Raw genomic sequence first — 20,665 nt, forward strand, 5'->3', positions numbered from 1 at the left:
CGTGATTCAAGGCACCAGCGTGGCCTGGTGCGCCCAGCCCTGCGGCTGCATCTGCAGCGGCCGATAGCGCACCTGCGCCCATTCCTGCGCCATGTCGCGGTAGCGCGGGCTGAACACCAGGCCGCTCTGCCCGGTCTGGTAGACGAACTGCGACTTCTCCGGGTCGGCCAGGTCGTAGATCGCCCGCAGGCTGGCCGCATGCCGGGTCGCGAAGGGCATCGCCGGTTCATTGGCCCAGTACTGGCCGACGTTCACCGTCCAGGGATCGCCACCCGTGGGCACCTGCACGTCGAAGAATTTCGCCAGCGCCGCCACGTTGCTGAAGGGCCGATGCCCCGAGATCGCAGGATGCGCCTTGCCCCAGCGCCAGGCGCCGGAGTCACTGCCCTGCTGCGCCGCGATGCGGTCCAGCGCGCGCGCCAGCGCCTTGGAGGACGCCTCGGCGCAGCCGCCCGCGCCGCACCAGAACGCCTGCGCGTTCGCATCGAGCAGCATGGTCTCCAGGCCGGCGCGGTAGGTGCGCTTGCCGTAGAGCGCCTTGAAGCGCGCGGCGCCCAGCTGGGGCTCGATCAGGCCACGCGTGAGTTCATCGGCCCACACCGCGAACAGCAGCGGCGCGCCGCTGTCCTGCTTCATCGTGCCGTCGAAGTCCTTCAGCAGGGCGAGCGCGGCCGCCGCCTGCGGGTGCTCGCTCTTCGTGGCCTGCAGCACCGGCAGCAGCCTGGCCGTCGCGCTCGAGAAGGTGTCGCTTTGCACTTCGCGCATGCTGGCGGCGTCGTGCTTGGGCGTGGCGGCCAGCAGCGTCTCGATGCGGTTGTAGCGCTCGGGGGTCACCCAGTCCTGGCCCATGTAGTGCGGGAAATCCTTGGGCGGGATGCGCTGGTTGGCCGTGGCATGCCAGCCCTTGGCCTCGATCGCCGCATGGTCCACCTGCGGCGTCTGGCCCGGCCCGATCCAGCCGCTCCAGTCGTACTTCGGGTCCCAGCCGGGCGCCGGCGCGACGCCGCGCAGGTCGTTGTCGGCGCGCCGCAGCGGCGAGCGGCCGATCGCCTGGAACGCGGTCTTGCCCGAGGTGTCGGCCGCCACCAGGCTCTGCATCGGCGAGTGGTGCAGCGAAAACGCGGCCAGCAGTTCGTCCACGTTTTGCGCCAGGTTGGCGCGGTAGCCGGCCAGCAGGGTCTGGTTGTCGGCATCCAGCGCCGCCCAGCGCAGCGCCAGCGCATAGCGGCTGGTGTCGAGCACCTGGCTGTAGGTCGGATGCTCGTTGCTCAGCACCGGGCCGTGCCGCGTGGCCAGCACCGTGAACTTCTCGTCCGGCTGGCCCTTGACCTTGATGGTCTCCTCATGCGCGACGAAGTCGGCCCAGCCCTCGGGCGTGCGGTATTGCTTCGGGTTGGCCGGATTGACCTGTTCCAGGTACAGGTCCTGGACGTCCGGGCTGGTATTGGTGAACCCCCAGGCCACACCCGCGGTGCGGCCCAGCACCACCATCGGCAGCCCGGGCAGGGTGGCGCCGATCACGTCCAGCGCCTTGCCGCCCGGCGCCGCCGGCGCCTTCAGTCGCGCGAAATACCAGATCGCCGGCGAGCTCAGGCCCAGGTGCGGGTCATTGGCAACCAGCGGCTTGCCGCTTTGCGTGTGGCTACCGGCGACCACCCAGTTGTTGGAGCCGACGCCTTCGGCCTGGCCGATGCCTTGCAGCCACTCGTCGTGCAAGGGATCGATGGCCACCGTCTTCTGCGGCGCGGGGCCCTCGGGCTTGTAAACATTGAGCCCCCGGTACAGCGCCGCCAGGTCGGTGCCGGTGGCCGGCGCCTCGCCCGGGTAGGCCGGCATCAGCTGCCACAACTGCTGCGTCGACAGGCGCTGCAGCGCCGACAGCCGGGCGAATTCGGCGCCCCAGTTGCCGCCCAGGTCCAGGGCCATCATCAGCGCCCAGGCCACGCTGTCCTGCGCGGTCCACTCGCCGGGCTTCACCCCCAGGACATGGAACTCGGGCGGCAGCGCCTGCGCGCTGCTGGCGTGGTAGGCGTTGATGCCGCGGGCATAGGCTTGCAACAGGGCCTGGCTTTCGGCCGGCAGGCGCTCCCACTGCGCCTGCGCCGCGCGCATGATGCCCAGCCGCCGCATCAGCCTGTCGGTTTCCAGCGTCCTGGGGCCGAACACCTCGCTCAGCTCGCCGTGCATGACGCGGCGGTTGAATTCCAGCTGCCAGCTGCGTTCCTGCGCGTGCACATAGCCGATCGCGAACGACGCGTCGGCCTGGCTCTGGGCCTCGATGTGCGTCACGTCGGAGCCGTCGCGCCGCACCTGCACCGGGGCAGTGAGCCCGGGCGCGCGGATGTCGCCATCCAGCGTGGGGAAGCTGCGCCAGGCGTAGATGCCGCCGGCGACAAGCGAAAGCAGCAGCAGGGCCAGCAGGCCCTTGAGCGTGAACTTGACGATGCGCATGTTCTTGTCCTTCTCAGGCGAATTGCTCGAACGCCGCACCCAGCCTGTCCATGTAGCCGCGCCGCGTCGCGGCATCGACGAAACTGGCCTCGAAGCTGTTGGCCGCCAGCTGCCAGGCGTGCCGCGCTTCCAGGCCGAGGGCGCCGAAGGTCTCGCTGAAGTTTTGGTTCATGTAGCCGCCGAAATAGGCCGGATCGTCCGAGTTGACCGTGGCGCACAAGCCCGCATCCAGCAGCTGGCGCAGATTGTGGTCGGCCAGCTTCGGGAACACGCACAGCTTCAGGTTGGACAGCGGACAGACCGTGAGCGGGATGCGCTGCTGGGCCAGCCGCTGCATCAACGCCGGGTCCTTGGCCGATTGCACGCCGTGGTCGATGCGTTCGACCTTGAGCACGTCCAGCGCCGCCCAGACATAGGCCGGCGGCCCCTCCTCGCCCGCATGGGCTACCAGGTGCAGGCCCTGCTGGCGGCACTTGGCGAACACGCGCGCGAATTTCTCCGGCGGATGGCCCACTTCGCTGGAATCCAGCCCCACGCCGATGAACTTGTCGCGAAAGGGCAGCGCCTGCTCCAGCGTCTCGAAGGCCTCGGCTTCGGACAGGTGGCGCAGGAAGCACAGGATCAGCTCGGCATCCACGCCCAGCTGGCCGCGCGCGTCCTGGCACGCGCGGTGCAGGCCCTTGACCACCGTCTCCATCGCCACCCCGCGCGCGGTGTGCGTCTGCGGGTCGAAGAATATCTCCGCACGCAGAACGTTGTCGGCCTGGGCGCGCTTCAGGTAGGCCCAGGCCATGTCGTAGAAGTCCTGCTCCTGGAGCAGCACGCTGGCGCCGGCGTAATAGATGTCGAGGAAACTTTGCAGGTTGCTGAAGGCGTAGGCCTTGCGCAGCTCTTCGACGCTGGAATACGGAATGCTCACTGCGTTGCGCCGGGCCAATTCGAAGATCAGCTCAGGCTCCAGCGAGCCCTCGATGTGAATGTGCAACTCGGCCTTGGGCATGCGCTGCAGCAGTTCGGGCAGCCGCTCAGGGGAAATCTGGGGAATCGCAGTCATCAGGAAAGCATACGCCATCGCAACATTCGATTGCAGCGCTTGCGCTTGCGAAGCGCCCGGTCGGCTTACCCTCGTTCAAGCTCTCTGCAGCCGTCCCGATATGCACCAAGCTCCACCGATTCAGCGCGGTGTCGCGCAAATCCAGCCGGCCGCCGCGACGGGCGCTCGAGCCCTCGGCGCCATGGCGCTGGGCGCCTGTGCCACCGGGGCCCTGGCTCTGGGCGCGTTAGCCATCGGCCGGCTCGCGGTGGGGCGTGCGCGCATCAGGAAGCTCGAGATTGACGAGCTTGTGGTCCGCCGCCTGCGGGTCACCGACGAACTCGAGACGCCGGCCAAGCCGGGTTCGGGTGACGAGTCGGCCAATACCTCCTTGTGACCGGCTCCTTCGTCACCAGATAACAAGCTCTGGCTTGCTGCCTTGCGTCCCTGCTTTTCGCCAGGGCTCTGCTGGGTCCCTCGTGTCCAGCCAGGCAAGCGGCCAAAATAGGCGGCATGTCCCGGCTCCCCTTCCACCCGGCCGTGTCCGCTTGGCTGGAGCGTCGCTTCGGCCAGCCGACCGAGGTGCAAGCCCAGGCGTGGGCAGTCACTTCACGGCAACGCCACGCGCTCATCGCCGCGCCCACCGGTTCCGGCAAGACGCTGGCAGCCTTCCTGTCGGCCATCGACGCGCTGGTCCGCGAGGGCTTGGCCGGCGGGCTCACGGACGAGGTCCATGTGCTCTATGTATCGCCGCTCAAGGCGCTGTCGAACGACATCCGCAAGAACCTGCAGGAGCCGCTGGCCGGCATCCGCGCGCAACTGGCCGCGATGGGCCTGCCCGACCCCGGCATCCGCGACGCGGTGCGCACCGGCGACACGCCGGCGGCGGAGCGCGAGCGCATGCGCCGCACGCCGCCGCACATCCTGGTGACCACGCCGGAGTCCCTGTACATCCTGCTCAGCTCCGATTCTGGCCGCGCCATGCTGAAGTCGGTCAAGAGCGTGATCGTCGACGAGCTGCACGCGGTGGCCGGCAGCAAGCGCGGTTCGCACCTGATGCTGTCGATCGAGCGGCTGGAGGCCCTGTGCGAGCGGCCGCCGGTGCGCATCGGCCTGTCCGCCACCGTGAAACCGCTGCAGGAGATGGCACGCTTCCTGATCGGCGCGCGCGACGAGGCGGTGGAGATCATCGATGCGGGCCACATCCGCGAGCGCGACCTGGCCATCGAAATGCCGCGCTCGCCGCTGACCGCGGTGATGCCGACCGAAGTGTGGGACGAGCTCTACGACCGCCTCGCCGAACTGATCCACCAGCACCGCACCACCCTGATCTTTGTCAACCAGCGCCGCACCGCGGAGCGGATGGCGCGCCACCTCGCCGAGCGGATCGGCGAGGAACACGTCACCGCCCACCACGGCAGCCTGGCGCGCGAACACCGCCTGCAGGCCGAGCAGCGGCTCAAGCAGGGCGAACTGAAAGCGCTGGTGGCGACCAGTTCGCTGGAACTGGGCATCGACATCGGCGACATCGACCTGGTCTGCCAGATCGGTTCGCCGCGCGCCGTCAATGCCTTCCTGCAGCGGGTCGGCCGCGCCGGCCATGCCATCGGCGCGATCCCCAAGGGACGGCTGTTCCCGCTGGCGCTGGACGACCTGCTGGAATGCGCCGCGCTGCTCGACGCGGTGGCGCGCGGCGAACTGGACCGCATCCGGGTGCCGGCCAAGCCGCTGGACGCGCTGGCGCAGCAAGTCGTCGCCGAGACGACCTGCCGCGAATGGCCACTCGATGCGCTGTACGAGCGCCTGCGGCGTGCGCAGCCCTATCGCGAGCTCGCGCTGGCGGAGTTCGAGCAGCTGGTGCAGATGCTGGCGGACGGCTACAGCACCCGCCGCGGCCGGCGCGGCGCCTACCTGCACTACGACGGCGTCAACCGGATGCTGCGGGCGCGCCGCGGCGCGCGGCTGGCAGCCGTCACCAACGCGGGCGTGATCCCCGACCAGTTCGACTACGACGTGGTGCTGCTGCCCGAGGAGCACCGCGTGGGCACGCTCAACGAGGATTTCGCCTTCGAGAGCCTGGCCGGCGACATCTTCCAGCTGGGCAACACCTCCTACCGCATCGTCAAGGTCGAGACCGGCCGGGTGCTGGTGGAAGACGCCAGGGGGCAGGCGCCCAACATGCCGTTCTGGCTCGGCGAGGGCCTGGGCCGCAGCGACGAGCTGTGCGAGGCGGTGTCGCGCCTGTGCGAGACCGCGGACAGCCTGCTCGAGGACGGCGTGCCGGAATGCGCCGCCTGGCTGCGCGAGGTCCTGCGCCTCCCCGCCGCGGCCGCGGAGCAGCTGACGCACTACCTGGCGGCCGCCCGGGCGGCGCTGGGCGCGTTGCCCACCCGCAAGCGGATCGTATTCGAGCGCTTCTTCGACGAGGTCGGCGACACCCACCTGGTGATCCATTCGCCCTACGGTTCGCGCATCAACAAGGCCTGGGGCCTGGCGCTGCGCAAGCGCATGTGCCGCAAGTTCAACTTCGAGCTGCAGGCCAGCGCGCTGGAGGACAGCATCGTGCTGTCGCTGGGTCCGACGCACAGCTTCCCGCTGGATGAAGTGCAGCACTACCTGAAGTCGGGCAGCGCGCGCGATGTGCTGGTGCAGGCGTTGCTCGACGCGCCGATGTTCGGCACCCGCTGGCGCTGGAACGCCACCGCTTCGCTGGCGGTGCGCCGCATGAACGGCGGTCGCAAGGTGCCGCCGCAGTTCCAGCGCACCGACGCGCAGGACCTGTTGACGGTGGTGTTCCCGGACCAGATCGCCTGCGCCGAGAACCTCGTGGGCGAACGCGAGATCCCGGACCATCCCCTGGTGGCGCAGACGCTGCGCGACTGCCTGACCGAGACCATGGATGCCGAGGGCTTCGTGGCGCTGCTGGCACGCATCGAAACCGGCGAGGTGCAGATCAGCACCCGCGAGCTCGCCTCACCCTCGCCGCTGTCGCACGCCATCCTCAATGCGCGTCCCTTCGCCTTCCTCGACGATGGCGCGGCGGAGGAGCGCCGCACCCGGGCCGTGCGGACGCAGCCGATCATGGACCTGCAGACGGCGCAGGACATCGGCAAGCTCGACCCGGAGGCGATCGCGCAGGTGCGCGCCGATGCCTGGCCCGAGATCGGCAATGCCGAGGAACTGCACGATGCGCTGGTGGTGCATGGCTTCCTCACTACCGGCGAAGCACCCTTGCCGGAGCTGGTCGAGGCGCTCGTGCAGCAGCGCCGCATCACGCGGCTTCACACGCCGGCCGGCGGCGCGCTGCAGGTCGCGGCCGAGCGCCTGCACGAGATGCAGGCGCTTTTCCCGCAGGCGCCGCTGCACCCACCCATCGAAGCGGTGGTCCAGGACCGTCCCGCCCCCGAGATGGCCTTGCGCGAGATCGTGCGCGGGCGCCTGGAAATGCTGGGGCCGGTGACGGCCGGCGCCTTGGGCGCGCCGCTCGGCCTGCCCGGCGACGCCGTGCTGCCCGCCCTGCTCGCGCTCGAGGCCGAAGGCGCCGTGATGCGCGGCGCCTCCAGCGCGGCGGGTGCGGCCGAATGGTGCGACCGGCGTCTGCTGGCGCGCATCCACCGCATGACGCGCGACAAGCTGCGCGCCGAAATCCAGCCGGTGCCGCCGGCGCAATTCATGCGCTTTCTGTTCCGCTGGCACCAGCTCGCCGGCAGCGAGGGCGACGAGCGCCGTGAAGGCGAAAGCTCATTGTCCGATGTGCTGCGGCAGCTCGAAGGCCATGCCGCGCCGGCCTCGGCCTGGGAAGAAGACCTGCTGCCCGCGCGGGTCGGGGACTACCTGCCCGCCATGCTGGATAAGTTGTGCGCGGTGGGCCGCATCGCCTGGTGGCGGCCGGCGGAACCCGGCGAGGCCGGCGGCCACAAGTCGGGGCCAGTGCGCGGCACGCCGGTGCTGCTGTGCGAACGCGATGCCCTGTCGCATTGGCAGCAGGCGGCCGGCGCCGTGGCAGTCGACGAAGCGGTGCTGTCCGGCAAGGCCCGGGAAGTGCTGGAACTGCTGCGCGCGCACGGCGCCAGCTTCTTCGCCGACCTGCAGCACGACGCCCGGCTGCTGGGCGAGCAGCTCGAGCAGGCCTTGTCCGAGCTGGTCGCGCAGGGCCTGGTCAGCTGCGATTCCTTCGCCGGCCTGCGTACGCTGGTGATGCCGGCCGACAAGCGCAACAAGCTGCGCCGCAAGAACCGGGACCCGATCGCCGACGCCGGCCGCTGGGCGCTGACGCGCCGGCCGCGACCGACGGAGCCGGCGCCGGGCGCGCTGGCCGCGCCGCATGTCGAGCACATCGCGCGCGTGCTGCTGCGCCGCTATGGCGTGCTGTTTCGCAAACTGATCGAACGCGAGGAGGGACTGCCGCCCTGGCGCGAGCTGTACTACGTGCTGCGCCGGCTGGAGGCGCGCGGCGAGGTGCGCGGCGGCCGCTTCGTCAGCGGCTTTTCCGGCGAGCAGTTCGCGCTGCCGGAAGCCGCCGCGGCCCTGCGCAAGACCGCCCGCACGCCGGGGCGCGAGCGCGTCGCGATCTCGGCGGTCGATCCGCTGAACCTCGCCGGCATCCTCACGCCCGGCGACAAGGTGCCGCGCCTGGCCGGCAACCGCCTGCTGTTCGAAGCCGGCGTTCCGATCGCCACGCAAAGCGGCGGCGACATCCGCTACCTGCAGCCGCTGGAGCCCGCCGTGCAGTGGGAGGTGAAGAATCTCCTGATCCGCAAGCAAAGGCCGGCGAGCTATGTCATGCCGCCGCCGGGGCTGTCGTGACCGGGAGGGGCGCCCGCCGTGACCAGGCCTTCTCCCACCGCGCTGCGCTGGCGCGACATGGCAGCGTCAGACCTCCCCGCGCTGTTGTCGGTGGCCGCCCTCGTTCATCCGGATTTTCCGGAGCACGAAGCCGTCTTCGCTGAGCGCCTGCGCCTGTTTCCGGCCGGCTGCCGGGTGCTGGTCGACCCGCACGACGGGCTGCTCGGATACCTCCTGAGCCATCCCTGGCATCGCGAAACGCCGGTGCCGCTGAATTCCTTGCTGCAGCGGCTGCCCCTGCAGCCCGGCACGCTCTATGTCCACGACCTCGCGCTGCTGCCCGGAGCCCGGGGTTCGGGCGTGGCAGGGGAAGCGGTGCGACGGGTGATGGAACTGGCCAGGCAACTCGGCGTGGCCGAGGTCTCATTGGTGGCGGTGAACAGTTCAGCGCCCTTCTGGACGCGCCATGGCTTCCGGGCGCCGCAGCCGCAGGCGCCCAACTTGCAGAGCTACGGGACGGACTCGCTGTTCATGGTGCGCGCCATGGCCACGTCCCGCAGCGAGGAGCACCCCGCCCCACGGCGCCCGTGATGCGCCGAGAATGTTCTTTTCGTCTGAACCACCAGGAGCAAGCTCATGAAGAGAACATCCAGTGCCCAGTGGCGCGGCGCCGGCAAGAGCGGCAGCGGCACGCTCGACAGCCAGAGCGGGGCCTTGCAGAAGCTGCCCTACAACTTCGCCGCCCGCTTCGAGAGCGAAGACGGCCGGGCCGGCACCAATCCCGAGGAACTGATCGCTGCCGCGCACGCCGGCTGCTTCGCCATGGCCCTGGCGTTCAAGCTGGAAGGAGCGGGACACCCCGCCGAGCAGCTGGACGCACGCGCCACCGTCAGCCTGGAGCGCGCCGAGGGCGGCTTCCGCATCAGCGGGGTCGAGCTGAACGTGGAGGGCCGCGTGCCGGGCCTCGATGCCAAGCGCTTCGAGGAGATCGCGCAGGACGCCAAGGCCAACTGCCCGGTGAGCCAGGCGCTCAAGGCGCTGCCGATCACGCTCAACGCGAAGCTGGTCTCCTAGCGCGACCAGCGCGTAGCGCCTGACGCGCGGGCGAGGCCGCCATGAGCAGCGATGTCGCCGTCGCGGACGGCCTCGAGGTGCTGGTGATCGTGGACAACGCCACCGACGGACTGTCCACCAATCCGGCCGGCGTGGTGTCCGAGTGGCAGGGCTTGCGCGAACGCAATCGGCTGCAGCTGCTGGGCGGGACCAGCATCTGCTGCGCGCACCACGGGCTGTCGCTGTTGCTGCAGGCGCGCCGCGACGGTGAGGTCCGGAGCTTGCTGTTCGACGCCGGCCCGGAAGGCGCCGTGTTCCTGCGCAACAGCCGCATCCTGGGCATCGACTTCGGCGCGATCCCCGATGTCGTGCTCTCGCACGGGCACTGGGACCATGCCGGCGGACTGACCGCCGCGATCGAGCAGATCGCCGGCGCGCGCGGCGCCGGCCAGGTCGGCTGCCACGTGCATCCCGGCATGTTCGCGCAGCGCGGCATGAAACTGCCCAGCGGGATCGTCTTCCCCTTCGAAGACGTGCCGGCGCCAGGCGAACTGGCCCGCGCCGGCGCCACGGTGATCAGCTCGCGGGACGCGCACACCGCCGGTGGTGGCCTGTTCTACATCAGTGGGGAGATTCCGCGGACCACGCCCTACGAGACCGGACTGCCCGGCCACCTTCGGCGATCCGACGACGGCACCGGCTGGGAGCCGGACCCCTTGCTGATGGACGAGCGCTTCGTCTCGGTCCACGTGAAGGACAAGGGCCAGTTCATCTTCTCGGCCTGCTCGCACGCCGGGATCATCAACGTCCTGGGCCACGCGCGCTCGCTGTTTCCGCAGCTGCCGCTGTATGGCGCGATGGGGGGACTTCACCTTTCCGGCTCGACGGAACGCATCATTCCGGACACCGTGGCCGACCTGCGGCAGTTCGACCTCCAACTGCTGGCCCCCGGTCATTGCACCGGCTGGCGCGCCATTGGCGCCCTGGAGCAGGCCTTCGCCGGCACGGTCGTCCCCCTGGCCGTCGGCAAGCGCTTCATCGCCTGAGCGCGCAGCTTCAGTGGCGTCCCGTGACCTGCCCGAGGACGGCAAGCGCATCGTCCGCGGCGCTGCCACGCCAGGCGACGATCTGGTCGGGCCGGATCAGGACGAGCGGCGCCTCATAGAGCGCCTCCAGCGTTTCGCTTTCCAGGTTCACCCGTTGCAAGGCGAGCCCCAGATGCCGGGCAGCGGATTCGAACGGCGCCGTCGTCGGCGCGCCTTTCCCGAGCACCAGCAGCGTCCAGTCCCGCCCGAACAGGTCGTACAGCGAGCGGCCATCGTCCAGCCAGGCGTGCGGCGGCCGGCCGCCGGGAGAGGCGGTCGGCACATATTCGTTCGGCTGGTCGGACGGCGCGGCGGAACCGTCCTTCACGATGACGGGCGAGGCGTCGTAGCGGCCGCCGAAGGTCACGCCGGGGATGTTGAATTCCAGCCGCGCGTGCTCGTTCAGGTGCTCCGAAGCCCGCTGGCGTCCCAGCGCGCCGCGTTCGGAGTCCTCTTCGAGCTCCGGCGTCGCGCGGAACAGGCCCACCGAGTCCGCGAAGCGGCGCGCATAGGCCGTGTTGCGCTCGGCGAGCGGCTTGCGCTCGGCCTCGTAGCTGCCCAGCAGCCCCGGCCCCGCCTGGCCGTGCAACACGGCGGCCAGCTTCCAGGCGAGGTTCACCGCGTCTTCGACCGCGGTGTTGTAGCCCAGCCCTCCCGTGGGCGTGAAGAGATGAGCGGCATCGCCGGCAATGAAGACCCGACCGGTCTGGAAGCGCTTGGCCACCAGTGAATGGCCGGCGATCCAGGTGCCGGTCGACAGGATCTCGACCGGCACCTCGGCGCCCACGACTTCCGCGAACAGGCGGCGCGCCTCCGCCTCGCCCCAATCGTCCGCGCTCTCGTGCGGATGCAGCGCGGCATGGCAGGCGAATTCGGAGATGCCGTCGACCGATGCCATGAAGGCCCTGCGCTGGGCATTGACCGCCACGTACATCCATGCCTTGGGATGGCGCAGCACGCTGAAGAACCCGGGGGCGCGCAGGTACATGGCGAACATCTTCCCGCCCATGAACTCGCGGGAGGCCCCCGTCGCGCCGCCCCACTCGATGGCCAGCGCGCGCCGCACCATGCTGCGCGCGCCGTCCGCGCCGACCAGATAGCTCGCCCGGACGCGGACCGCCTCGCCGACGGATGCCGCCGGGCGCACGGTGGCCGTGACCGCATCGTCCGACGCCTCGAAGGACTCCAGGGCCCAGCCGTAGCGGATGTCCGCGCTGGCGCAGGCCCGCGCATGCCGCAGGAGCACCTGCTCGACGAACTTCTGCGAGACGCGGTGGGGCAGTTCGGCCGCGCTCCAGGAGCCCGTCATCGCCCTGACCTTCTCAACCGCTTCAGCGGCAGTCGGCAGGCGAATGCGCGCGAGCTCATGCGCCGAGAAGCGCGTCATGTACACGATGTCCGTCGGATGGTCCGGCGGCAGGCCCAGCGCGCGAACCTCGTGGGCGAAGCCCAGTCGCCGGAAGTGCTCCATGGTGCGCGCCTGCGTCGCGTTCGCCTGCGGATTGAAGGCCGTCCCCGGCTTGGGATCGACCAGCAGGCAGCGGATGCCGCGACGCCCCAGTTCGTTCGCCAGCATCAGGCCGCACGGGCCGCCGCCTGCGACCAGGACTTCGGTGTCGAGACTCGCCGGCTCCCTCATGGCGCGTGCCAGCTGCCCAGGCTACTTCGCTCGCTTCGGCTTGGCCTTGGCGCCGGCGGCATTCAGGGCCACCGCAGCGAGGACGAGCGCCTTGAACGCGCCCGCGTCGACCTCTTCCCCCTCGTGGATGTCGATCGCGCGCCTGACGTTGCCATCGAGGCTCGCGTTGAAGAGCCGGGCCGGATCCTCCAGCGAAGCCCCCTTGGCGAAGGTCAGTTTCACGATCGCCTTGTAGGACTCGCCGGTGCAGATGATGCCGCCCTGCGACCACACGGGCGTGCCCATCCACTTCCACTCCTCGACGACATCCGGCACGGCCTCCTTGATCAGCATGCGCATCCTGCGCAGGGTGTCGCCGCGCCAGTCCGCGAGTTCGGCGATTCTCTGGTCGATCAGCGCGGAGGCCGGTTGGCCCGCGCTCGAATCCGGCTTCTTCATGGGCGCCTTCCGTCAGGATGAGACTGGGAGTGAGCCAGCATACGCCCTTCCCTCGGCGCCATCACCCGCGGCCGCGCGATTGCAGCCACCGCGCTGCGCCCTGCCCGGCGACCCGGCCCGTGGCCAGGCAGGCGGTGAGCAGGTAGCCGCCCGTCGGCGCCTCCCAATCGAGCATCTCGCCCGCGCAGAACACGCCGGGAAGGTCGCGCAGCATGCCATTCGCGTCCAGCGCGTCCAGGCGCACGCCACCTGCCGTGCTGATCGCTTCCTTCACGGGGCGCGGACGAACGAGTGTCAGTGGCAGCGCCTTCAGGGCCGCCGCCAGCTGCTCCGGATCGTGCAGTTGCTGCGGCGACAGCAGCTCGTGCAGCAGGTCCATCTTGAGCCCGGCAATGCCGAGCCGGCTCTTGAGGTGCGTGGACAGGCTGCGCGCGCCGCGCGGGCGGCGGGTCTCGGCCAGCACTTGCGCCGCACTGTGTTGCGGCAGCAGGTCGATGACCCAGCTGGCGCGGCCCTGCCTGGCGATCTCGTCGCGCAGCCGCGCCGAAAACGCATACACCAGGCTGCCTTCGATGCCGGTGTCCGTCAACACGAACTCGCCCTGCTGGCTGTCCTCCGGCGCCTGCGCGGGCAAGCGTGCGGCCACGGGCTTGACGGGCTGGCCCGCATGGCGCGTGCGCAGATGATCGCTCCACCCCGCAGCGTCTGCGCGAGTGGGCGCCACGTCGAAGCCGCAGTTGGCCGCTTGCAGCGGCGCGATGGGCACGCCGCGGGCGGCCAGCAGCGGCACCCATGCGCCATCGGAGCCCAGGCGCGGCCAGCTCGCGCCACCCAAGGCCAGGACGCTTGCGTCCGCGCCGTGGGCGATCCGCCCCGTCGGCGTATCGAAAACGAGCTCACCCGTCGCAGGATCCCATCCCGCCCAGCGGTGCCGGGTGTGCAGCCGCACCCCGGCAGCGCCCAGGCGCTGCAGCCAGGCGCGCAGCAGCGGCGCGGCCTTCATGCCGGTCGGGAACACGCGCCCGGAGGTCCCCACGAAGGTCTCGATGCCGAGGCCGGCCGCCCAGCGCCGCACCTCCTCGCCGCCGAAGGCCGAGATGGCCGCTCGCAGTGCAGCGCTGCGGTCTCCGTAGCGCGTGAGGAAGGGTCCGGGCGCTTCCGAGTGGGTGAGATTGAGGCCACCGCGTCCGGCCAGCAGGAACTTGCGGCCGACGGAGGGCATGGCGTCGAACAAGTCGACCACCACGCCCTCCCGGGCCAGCATCTCGGCCGCCATCAAGCCGGCCGGTCCGCCGCCGATGACGGCGGCGCGAAAGCGAGTGGAAGAAGTCACCGGCCGATTGTCCGCGCACCCGCAGCGCGGCGCCGCCGGCGGTATGCGTGTGGCCGCCGCTGGTCAGTTCGGCTTGATGAAGCGAAGCACGAACTCGTCCTTGGGCATCGGCGGCTCGGGCGTATTGCGGTCGCGCGGGTCGGCGGGGTTGCGCAGGAAGTCGCCGCGTGCGGCAAGGCGGAACCCCGCCGCCTCCACTTCGCGCACGACGAAGGCCTCCTCGACGCGGTGCAAGGTGCCCGACTCGGAGATGCCGGTGCCGGCGCGGCCGGAGTGATCCGCGATCACGTACTGGCCGCCCGGCTTGAGTGCGCGGAACACGGCCCGGTTCAGCTGCGCCCGGTCCACACCGAGGTGGCCGAAGTCGTGGTAGTTGAACATCAGTGTCACGAGGTCCAGGCGCCCCTCCGCTTCCGGGGGCACCGGGTCCTCGAAGGGCCGCGTCACGGGCACCAGCACGCTCGCGAGCGCCGGGTTCCGCAGCCGCTCGGGCAGCGTGGGCATCGGAGGTGGGGCCGTGGCCGGCGCCGGCGCTGAAGCGCCCTCGGCTTGCGGCGGCGGTGTGCGCGCGGCGGCGGGAGGGCGGTTCTGGGCGTACACCTTGCCATCCGGCGCCACCGAACGGGCCAGCAGTTCACTGGTGTACCCGCGCGCGGCGCTCAGGTCCAGGGCCACCATGCCGGGGCGCACGCCGAGGAAGGCGAGCATCTCGGCGGGCTTGCGTCGAACGTCATTGGTGCGATCGGCCGCGCTGCGATCCGGCGCGGCGACGATCGCGGCGTAGCGTCCAGGATCGGGAGCGGACGGTCCGGTGGCGCAGGCGGCCAGGCCGGCAAGGACCAGGGCGAGGGGTGCGAGGATGCGCATGGCGGCTGATCTCCTTGTGGCAGCTAGGGCCTGTTAGCCCTAGCCTATGCCATCGCGCTTTGCTGTCAACCGTCAGTCACGGCTGAGTCGACACGCCCTTTCATCCACCGCGCCAGCGCATCCCACCCGCGCCGAGCGCCCGCCGACATGAGTGTCGTGGCCGCCAGCATCCCCGCCAGGTGGACCGCGAGCGCCAGCAGGACGGCCCCAGCGGCCATGGACTGCTGCGCAGGCCCCGCGCTCGCACACAGCGGCGCCAGCAGCGGCACCAGCATCAGGCCCGCCCCATGACCCGTGCTCACCGCGAACACCCAGAGTGCCAGGCCTGCATGGCCGAGCATTCCCCATGCCCGCCCGGGCGCCTGCCCGCGGACAGCATGCAGCGCCGGCGGCAGAAGCAGCAATACCGCCGCCAGGCCCTGCAGGACGAGGGGATCGACAGCCAGCCTGGATGGCGAAGTCGCAGGCACGCCCCCCAGCATCAGCAGCACCATGGCCACCGCGGCGAGGTGCGCCACGGCGATGGTCGCCAGGGCGCGCAGCGGCCGCGACCGGCCATCCAGGCGCGGGCCGCAGGCCGCGAAGAGCCAGCCGCTGGCAGGATTCACCCCGTGCAGGGCGCCTGCGCCCGCCACGGCCAGCCAAGGCCACAGGCTGTCCATGCACGCACCCCGCGCGCCATCAGGACTCGGCGTGGCAGCACCCGGCGGCGGCCGCGGCGGCGGCGGTCGCCGGCTCGGGCGCATAGCGGTCGTGGTGCCGCACCCATTCCATCTTGTAGGGCGTGTCGCGCTCGTCGCGCCCCTTGGGCGTCAGGTCCATCAGCATGTAGGCGCCCATCATCACTTCCACGCCGCGGCCGAACGTGGAGTAGGTGTGGAACACCTCGCCCGCGTCGTCCCGGTAGAACACGCTGACGCCGGGCGCCTCCTCCGCCGGGAACGGTCCCTTGCCGTAGTTGTAGTAGACCTCGCCGCTGGCCAGCTCTTCGGGCGTGAAGCTCACGCAGAAATCGCGGTTGAAATCGCTGCCGTGCGAAGAGACCCAGTAGAACTGCCAGCCCATGCGCCGGCGGAAGCGCTGGATGTCGGCCAGCGGCGCGCGCGAGATCGCCACGAAGGTGATGTCGCGGTGGGCCAGGTGAATGTTCAGGCCGTCGGTGTGGTCCGCCATGAACGAGCAGCTGGGACAGCCCTGCTCCCAGCCCGGCCCGAACATGAAGTGCTGCACGATCAGCTGGCGGCGGCCTTCGAACAGCGACGCCAGGCTGCGCCGGCCCTCGGGCGCGTCGAACATGTAGTCCCTGGTGATGCGCCGCCAGGGCAAGGCGCGGCGCGCGTCAGCCAGTTCGTCGCGCAGGTGCGTGAGTTCCTTCTCGCGGGCCAGCAGTTTCTTGCGCTCCTCGATCCACCGTTCGTCGGAGACGACAGCGTGGTGGCCGGTGGCGGCGGTGGTGCCTTGTGCAGTGAGATGGGTCATGGTGTGCTCCTTTGGCTCGATCAGCCCTTGTTGAAATCGATCGCCCCATGCGGCGGCCCGACCGGGGATCCGGCCTTCGCATGCTGCTCCAGGTGGTGCTTAGTCGCGCGTGGCCCTGGGGCGCCGCACCGCGCGCACCTTGCCGCTTTCGCCGCCGCCGCAATAGAAGAGGCCGGCGCCGTCGGACTCCAGCCCGCTCACGCCGGTGCCGCGCGGCATCGCGAGCCGCTCCAGCACCTCGCCGCTTTGCGGATGGATGCGGCGCAGCTCGCTCTCGTCGGCCTCCCAGGTGGCGTGCCACAGCTCGCCGTCCACCCAGGTCACGCCGGTGACGAAACGGTTGGATTCGATGGTGCGCCGCACCGCGCCGGTGGCGGGGTCGATCTGCTGGATCCTGCGGCCGCGGTAGTTGCCCACCCACAGGCTGCCCTCGGCCCAGGTCAGGCCGGAGTCGGTGCCGGCGCCCGGCGCGGGGATCGACGCCAGCACCTCGCCAGTGACGGGATCGATCTTGTCGATGCGCGACTCGGCGATTTGGTAGAGATGCTTGCCATCGAAGGCCGTCCCGGCGTCGCAGGCGCAGTCCAGGGTGCGCGCGACTTCGCCGCGCTGCGGATCGAAGGCCACCAGCTGCGCGCCGGTGGCGGCCCACACCCGGCTGCCGTCATAGCTGACGCCGGCGACCTTGCTCACGCCGGCGAAACCGTACTCGCGCACGATCTCGGCGGGCTGCGCCACGGGTTCGGGCTTGGCGGAAAGCTTGCTGCTGCTCATGGTGGGGGATCCTTCCTGCGCCTTGTCGTGACGCGATGAGTGCACTCTACGCACCTGGCAGCGAAGCGGGGAGTAACAAGATTGTCGTGAAACCCACCAGCGGCGGCGCGAGCCAGCGGCGCGCGCGCGCCTGGCCGATGGCGCGCACCTGGCCCGCCGCCTGCAACTCGGCCAGCGCGCGCTGCACGGTGCGCTGGCTGGCCTGAAGCGCCAGCGCCAGGGCGGAGGTCGACCACGCGGCGCCGTCGGCCAGCAGCGCCAGCAGCGCAGCCTGCTCGCCGGCGATGGGCGGCTCCAGCACGGCGACCTCGGCACCGGCCCGCGGCGCCAACACGAAGCCGCCCGGCGTGGATTCGATGCCGGCCAGGGGCCGCAGCAGCGCGCGCAGCCGGCCGATCTCCACCCGCAGGCGGGCCCGGTGCGTCTCGTCGGAGCGGCGGGTGCGGAAGGCGGTCGCGATCAGGTGGTCGCGCGCCACGTCGCGGGGCCAGGACTTGGCCAGTTCATAAGCCAGCGCGAACAGGATCGGCCGGCGCGCCAGCGATTGCCAGGCGCCGGCCGCCGCGAGACCCCGCCGCCCGGCATCCAGCACTAGCGCGCCGGAGGCGAGCAGCGCCTCGATCTCGTGAAGGCGAAGGGCGGTCCCGGCGCCGGCCGCCAGGCGCCGGGCCGCGGGGCGGTCGAGCACGGCCCGCGCCTCGGCCACCTCGGCCATCAAGGCCGGCACCCCCGTGCGATAGGCCGCCTGGTGCGCGCGTGCCAGCGCCGCCTGCGCGGGCTCGCAGCGCAGCGAGCGCAGCGCCAGTTCGGCGGCGATCAGGCCGGCCACCGCGGCCTGCGTAGGTGGCAGGGCAGCGGGATCGACCGCTGCCAGCTCGTGCGCCGCTTCGGCCAGGCGGCCGAGCAGGAGCAGCCGCCGGGCCGCGATCAGGCGCGCATGCGAGGCATTGGCGCGGTCGCCGTGCGTCTCCAGCGCGGCCGCTGCGGCGGCGAGCGCGCGCGTCGAGCCGTCCAGGTCGCGCATGGCGAGCGCCACTTCGGCCTCGGCCACCACGCAGCGCGCGCGCTCGCGTTCCTCGGCAGCGCCGAATGCGCGGATTGCGCGCCGCAGCAGATCGCGCGCCGGCGCGTGCTCGCCCAGCTGCGCCATGGCGATGCCGCGCAGCGCCAGCGCCGGCGGGTCGTCGCGCAGCGCGACCCGCTTGAGGGCGCCGAGCGCGTCGCCGGCAGCGAGCGCGCGCGCGGAGGCGGCGACCAGGGAGTCCATGGCCAGAGCCTACCTCGTCCGCCCGGACGGCGCGCAGAAGAGTTTGTGAGCTTGGGCCTGTTAACAGGCCCTAACCGCCCCGGGCCGCGCTGGCCGCCACCAGCGCGGTCATGTTCAGGATGCGCCTGACGGTGGCCGAGGGGGTGAGCACATGGACCGGCGAGCGCACGCCGAGCAGCATGGGCCCGATGGTGATGCCCTGCCCGCCGCACATCTTCAGCACGTTGAAGAGGATATTGGCCGAGTCCAGGTCCGGACACACCAGCAGGTTGGCCTCGCCCGACAGCGTGGTCTCCATCAGGGTCGCCTGCCGCAGGCTCTCGGACAACGCGGCATCGCCCTGCATCTCGCCGTCGCACTCGATCTGCGGGGCCAGCTGGCGGAAGATGTTCCGTGCCTGCCGCATCTTCAGCGCGGAGCCCCGGGTCGACGAGCCATAGTTGCTGTGCGAGAGGAAGGCGACCTTGGGCGGCAGGCCGAAGCGCTGCACCTCGGTGGCCGCCATGAGCGCGGTGTGCGCCAGCAGTTCCGCATCCGGGTCCTCGTTGACGTAGGTGTCCGCGATGAACAGCGTCCGGTTCGGCAGCATCAGCCCATTGAGCGTCGCGAACCCCGGCGCCCCCGGCACGCGGCCGACGACATCCTGCACATGCGAGAGGTGGTGATCGAAGCGGCCGACCATCCCGCACAGCATGGCGTCCGCATCGCCCAGGTGGAGGGCCAGGCAGCCGATGAGGGTGTTGGAGCGCCGGACGGCGGCCTTCGCGGCCTCCGGCGTGACGCCGTTGCGGCCCATCAGCCGGTGATAGGCCTCCCAGTACTGGCGGAACCGCACATCGCTTTCCGGATTGACGCACTCCACGTCCGTGCCCAGGCGCATGTGCAGGCCGGCCTTGGCGATCCGTGTCTCGATCACCGCGGGGCGGCCGATCAGGATCGGCGTGGCGATGCGCTCGTCCAGCGACAGCTGCGTGGCGCGCAGCACGCGCTCGTCCTCGCCTTCGGCGAAGACCACCCGGCGCTTGGACGCGGCGCGTGCGGCGACGAACACGGGACGCATGATCATCCCGGTCTGGTAGACGAAACGGGTGAGGTTCTGCCGATAGGCCTCGTAGTCGGCGATCGGGCGCGTGGCCACGCCCGATGCCACCGCCGCCTTGGCCACCGCGGGCGCGATGCGCAGGATCAGCCGGGAGTCGAACGGCGTCGGGATGATGTAGTCGGCGCCGAAGGACAACTCCCGGCCGGCATAGGCGTTGGACACCTCCTCGCTGATGTCCGCCTTGGCCAGGTCAGCGATCTCGCGCACGCACGCCAGCTTCATGTCCTCGGTGATCTTGGTGGCGCCGCAATCGAGCGCGCCGCGGAAGATGTAGGGAAAGCACAGGACGTTGTTGACCTGGTTCGGGTAGTCCGAGCGGCCGGTGGCCACGATGCAGTCCGGGCGCGCCTCCCGGGCCAGTTCGGGACGGATCTCCGGCTCAGGGTTGGCCAGCGCCAGGATGATGGGCCGGTCGGCCATGGAGCGCACCATGTCCTGCGTGAGCACGCCGGCGGTGGAGCAGCCCAGGAAGACATCGGCCTTCTCGCACACGTCGCCCAGCGTCCTGGCGCTGGTGTCCTGCGCATAGCGGGCCTTGGATTCGTCCATGCCACCGGCCCGCCCCTGGTAGACCACGCCCTTGGAGTCGACGACGTAGATGTTTTTCGGAGACACGCCGAGGTGCACCATCAGGTCCAGGCAGGCGATGGCCGCGGCGCCGGCACCCGAGGACACCAGCTTGATCTCGCCGAGGCGCTTGCCGACCAGTTCCAGGCCGTTGATCAGGGCCGCGCTGGCGATGATCGCGGTGCCGTGCTGGTCGTCGTGGAACACCGGGATGTTGACCCGCTCGCGCAGCTTCCGCTCGATGTAGAAGCATTCGGGCGCCTTGATGTCCTCGAGGTTGATGCCGCCGAGCGTGGGCTCCAGCGCCGCGATGATGTCGACGAGCTTGTCGGGGTCGCGCTCGGCGAGCTCGATGTCGAAGACGTCCAGGCCGGCGAACTTCTTGAACAGGCAGGCCTTGCCCTCCATCACCGGCTTGCCGGCGAGCGGTCCGATGTCACCCAGGCCGAGGACGGCCGTCCCGTTGGTGACCACGCCCACCAGGTTGGCCCGCGCCGTGTACTCGGCGGCCAGCGCCGGGTTGTCCCTGATGTCCAGGCAGGGATAGGCGACGCCGGGGGAGTAAGCCAGCGACAGGTCACGCTGGTTCGACAGGGGCTTGATCGGCGTGACGGAGATCTTTCCCTTGCCCGGCGTGCTGTGGTACTCCAGCGCGGCTTCGCGCAACTCGGCCGTTGACATCTTGTCCTGCATGGTCGTCTCCTGGCGGCTCGCACGCGCGGGGCGCGTGCCCCGCAGTCCACTTAGCCTGTTGCAGTCGTCCTTCGGTGTCAACTGGTCTTGCGCGGCTGA

At 70.7% G+C, this 20,665-nt stretch carries 16 protein-coding genes; 5 read left to right on the top strand and 11 right to left on the bottom strand.

The genetic code is table 11. The annotated features are described in order from the left end of the window. Positions 1 to 6: 6 nt before the first annotated feature. The gene (locus UC35_RS04760; RefSeq protein WP_061496693.1) at positions 7 to 2,451 is read right to left on the bottom strand and encodes a penicillin acylase family protein; all 2,445 of its coding nucleotides are present in this window, start codon (positions 2,449 to 2,451) and stop codon (positions 7 to 9) included. 13 nt (positions 2,452 to 2,464) lie between these two features. Further along, entirely contained in the window at positions 2,465 to 3,505 is a 1,041-nt protein-coding gene (locus UC35_RS04765) for an adenosine deaminase (protein WP_061503678.1), read from the bottom strand. Between the two features lie 181 nt (positions 3,506 to 3,686). Between UC35_RS04765 and UC35_RS24175 the strand changes: the two genes are divergently transcribed. The 5 genes from UC35_RS24175 to UC35_RS04790 all read left to right on the top strand — a co-directional run bounded on the left by UC35_RS24175 (position 3,687) and on the right by UC35_RS04790 (position 10,368). Continuing rightward, positions 3,687 to 3,881, top strand: a complete 195-nt coding sequence (locus UC35_RS24175) for a hypothetical protein (RefSeq protein WP_227820447.1) — start codon at positions 3,687 to 3,689, stop codon at positions 3,879 to 3,881. A 116-nt stretch (positions 3,882 to 3,997) separates the two neighbouring features. Continuing rightward, the gene (locus UC35_RS04775; RefSeq protein WP_061496697.1) at positions 3,998 to 8,290 is read left to right on the top strand and encodes a DEAD/DEAH box helicase; all 4,293 of its coding nucleotides are present in this window, start codon (positions 3,998 to 4,000) and stop codon (positions 8,288 to 8,290) included. Between the two features lie 18 nt (positions 8,291 to 8,308). Further along, complete coding sequence (locus UC35_RS04780) at positions 8,309 to 8,860, top strand: GNAT family N-acetyltransferase (RefSeq protein ID WP_227820448.1); 552 nt, start codon at positions 8,309 to 8,311, stop codon at positions 8,858 to 8,860. Positions 8,861 to 8,905: 45 nt separating this feature from the next. Beyond that, a complete protein-coding gene (locus UC35_RS04785; protein WP_061496700.1) occupies positions 8,906 to 9,343 on the top strand; it encodes an OsmC family protein in 438 nt (145 codons plus the stop codon). A gap of 41 nt (positions 9,344 to 9,384) precedes the next feature. Continuing rightward, complete coding sequence (locus UC35_RS04790; RefSeq protein ID WP_061496702.1) at positions 9,385 to 10,368, top strand: MBL fold metallo-hydrolase; 984 nt, start codon at positions 9,385 to 9,387, stop codon at positions 10,366 to 10,368. Between the two features lie 10 nt (positions 10,369 to 10,378). Here the strand turns inward: UC35_RS04790 and UC35_RS04795 are convergent, their stop codons facing one another. The 9 genes from UC35_RS04795 to UC35_RS04835 all read right to left on the bottom strand — a co-directional run bounded on the left by UC35_RS04795 (position 10,379) and on the right by UC35_RS04835 (position 20,566). Then, a complete protein-coding gene (locus tag UC35_RS04795; protein WP_061496704.1) occupies positions 10,379 to 12,046 on the bottom strand; it encodes an FAD-dependent oxidoreductase in 1,668 nt (555 codons plus the stop codon). A gap of 21 nt (positions 12,047 to 12,067) precedes the next feature. Further along, complete coding sequence (locus UC35_RS04800) at positions 12,068 to 12,484, bottom strand: DUF1801 domain-containing protein (protein WP_061496706.1); 417 nt, start codon at positions 12,482 to 12,484, stop codon at positions 12,068 to 12,070. Positions 12,485 to 12,545: 61 nt separating this feature from the next. After that, a complete protein-coding gene (locus UC35_RS04805; RefSeq protein ID WP_227820449.1) occupies positions 12,546 to 13,817 on the bottom strand; it encodes an NAD(P)/FAD-dependent oxidoreductase in 1,272 nt (423 codons plus the stop codon). A 63-nt stretch (positions 13,818 to 13,880) separates the two neighbouring features. Further along, on the bottom strand, positions 13,881 to 14,684 hold the full coding sequence (locus UC35_RS04810; RefSeq protein ID WP_061496708.1) for a class I SAM-dependent methyltransferase: 804 nt from the start codon (positions 14,682 to 14,684) through the stop codon (positions 13,881 to 13,883). 65 nt (positions 14,685 to 14,749) lie between these two features. Continuing rightward, the gene (locus tag UC35_RS04815; protein ID WP_061496710.1) at positions 14,750 to 15,346 is read right to left on the bottom strand and encodes a hypothetical protein; all 597 of its coding nucleotides are present in this window, start codon (positions 15,344 to 15,346) and stop codon (positions 14,750 to 14,752) included. Between the two features lie 19 nt (positions 15,347 to 15,365). After that, entirely contained in the window at positions 15,366 to 16,163 is a 798-nt protein-coding gene (locus tag UC35_RS04820; protein ID WP_061496712.1) for a DUF899 domain-containing protein, read from the bottom strand. A gap of 99 nt (positions 16,164 to 16,262) precedes the next feature. Next, on the bottom strand, positions 16,263 to 16,937 hold the full coding sequence (locus UC35_RS04825) for a hypothetical protein (protein WP_061503680.1): 675 nt from the start codon (positions 16,935 to 16,937) through the stop codon (positions 16,263 to 16,265). A gap of 46 nt (positions 16,938 to 16,983) precedes the next feature. Beyond that, positions 16,984 to 18,204, bottom strand: coding sequence for a hypothetical protein (locus UC35_RS04830; protein WP_061496714.1), 1,221 nt, complete (start codon positions 18,202 to 18,204; stop codon positions 16,984 to 16,986). Positions 18,205 to 18,274: 70 nt separating this feature from the next. Further along, the gene (locus UC35_RS04835; RefSeq protein WP_061496716.1) at positions 18,275 to 20,566 is read right to left on the bottom strand and encodes an NADP-dependent malic enzyme; all 2,292 of its coding nucleotides are present in this window, start codon (positions 20,564 to 20,566) and stop codon (positions 18,275 to 18,277) included. Between the last annotated feature and the right edge of the window lie 99 nt (positions 20,567 to 20,665).

This window comes from Ramlibacter tataouinensis, assembly GCF_001580455.1.
Lineage (GTDB): Bacteria > Pseudomonadota > Gammaproteobacteria > Burkholderiales > Burkholderiaceae_C > Ramlibacter > Ramlibacter tataouinensis_B.

Coding starts and splice junctions, on each gene's coding strand:
- UC35_RS04760 (WP_061496693.1), bottom strand. CDS start 2,451: ATGCGCATCGTCAAGTTCACGCTCAAGGGCCTGCTGGCCCTGCTGCTG.
- UC35_RS04765 (WP_061503678.1), bottom strand. CDS start 3,505: ATGACTGCGATTCCCCAGATTTCCCCTGAGCGGCTGCCCGAACTGCTG.
- UC35_RS24175 (WP_227820447.1), top strand. CDS start 3,687: ATGGCGCTGGGCGCCTGTGCCACCGGGGCCCTGGCTCTGGGCGCGTTA.
- UC35_RS04775 (WP_061496697.1), top strand. CDS start 3,998: ATGTCCCGGCTCCCCTTCCACCCGGCCGTGTCCGCTTGGCTGGAGCGT.
- UC35_RS04785 (WP_061496700.1), top strand. CDS start 8,906: ATGAAGAGAACATCCAGTGCCCAGTGGCGCGGCGCCGGCAAGAGCGGC.
- UC35_RS04790 (WP_061496702.1), top strand. CDS start 9,385: ATGAGCAGCGATGTCGCCGTCGCGGACGGCCTCGAGGTGCTGGTGATC.
- UC35_RS04795 (WP_061496704.1), bottom strand. CDS start 12,046: ATGAGGGAGCCGGCGAGTCTCGACACCGAAGTCCTGGTCGCAGGCGGC.
- UC35_RS04800 (WP_061496706.1), bottom strand. CDS start 12,484: ATGAAGAAGCCGGATTCGAGCGCGGGCCAACCGGCCTCCGCGCTGATC.
- UC35_RS04810 (WP_061496708.1), bottom strand. CDS start 14,684: ATGCGCATCCTCGCACCCCTCGCCCTGGTCCTTGCCGGCCTGGCCGCC.
- UC35_RS04815 (WP_061496710.1), bottom strand. CDS start 15,346: ATGGACAGCCTGTGGCCTTGGCTGGCCGTGGCGGGCGCAGGCGCCCTG.
- UC35_RS04820 (WP_061496712.1), bottom strand. CDS start 16,163: ATGACCCATCTCACTGCACAAGGCACCACCGCCGCCACCGGCCACCAC.
- UC35_RS04825 (WP_061503680.1), bottom strand. CDS start 16,937: ATGAGCAGCAGCAAGCTTTCCGCCAAGCCCGAACCCGTGGCGCAGCCC.
- UC35_RS04830 (WP_061496714.1), bottom strand. CDS start 18,204: ATGGACTCCCTGGTCGCCGCCTCCGCGCGCGCGCTCGCTGCCGGCGAC.
- UC35_RS04835 (WP_061496716.1), bottom strand. CDS start 20,566: ATGCAGGACAAGATGTCAACGGCCGAGTTGCGCGAAGCCGCGCTGGAG.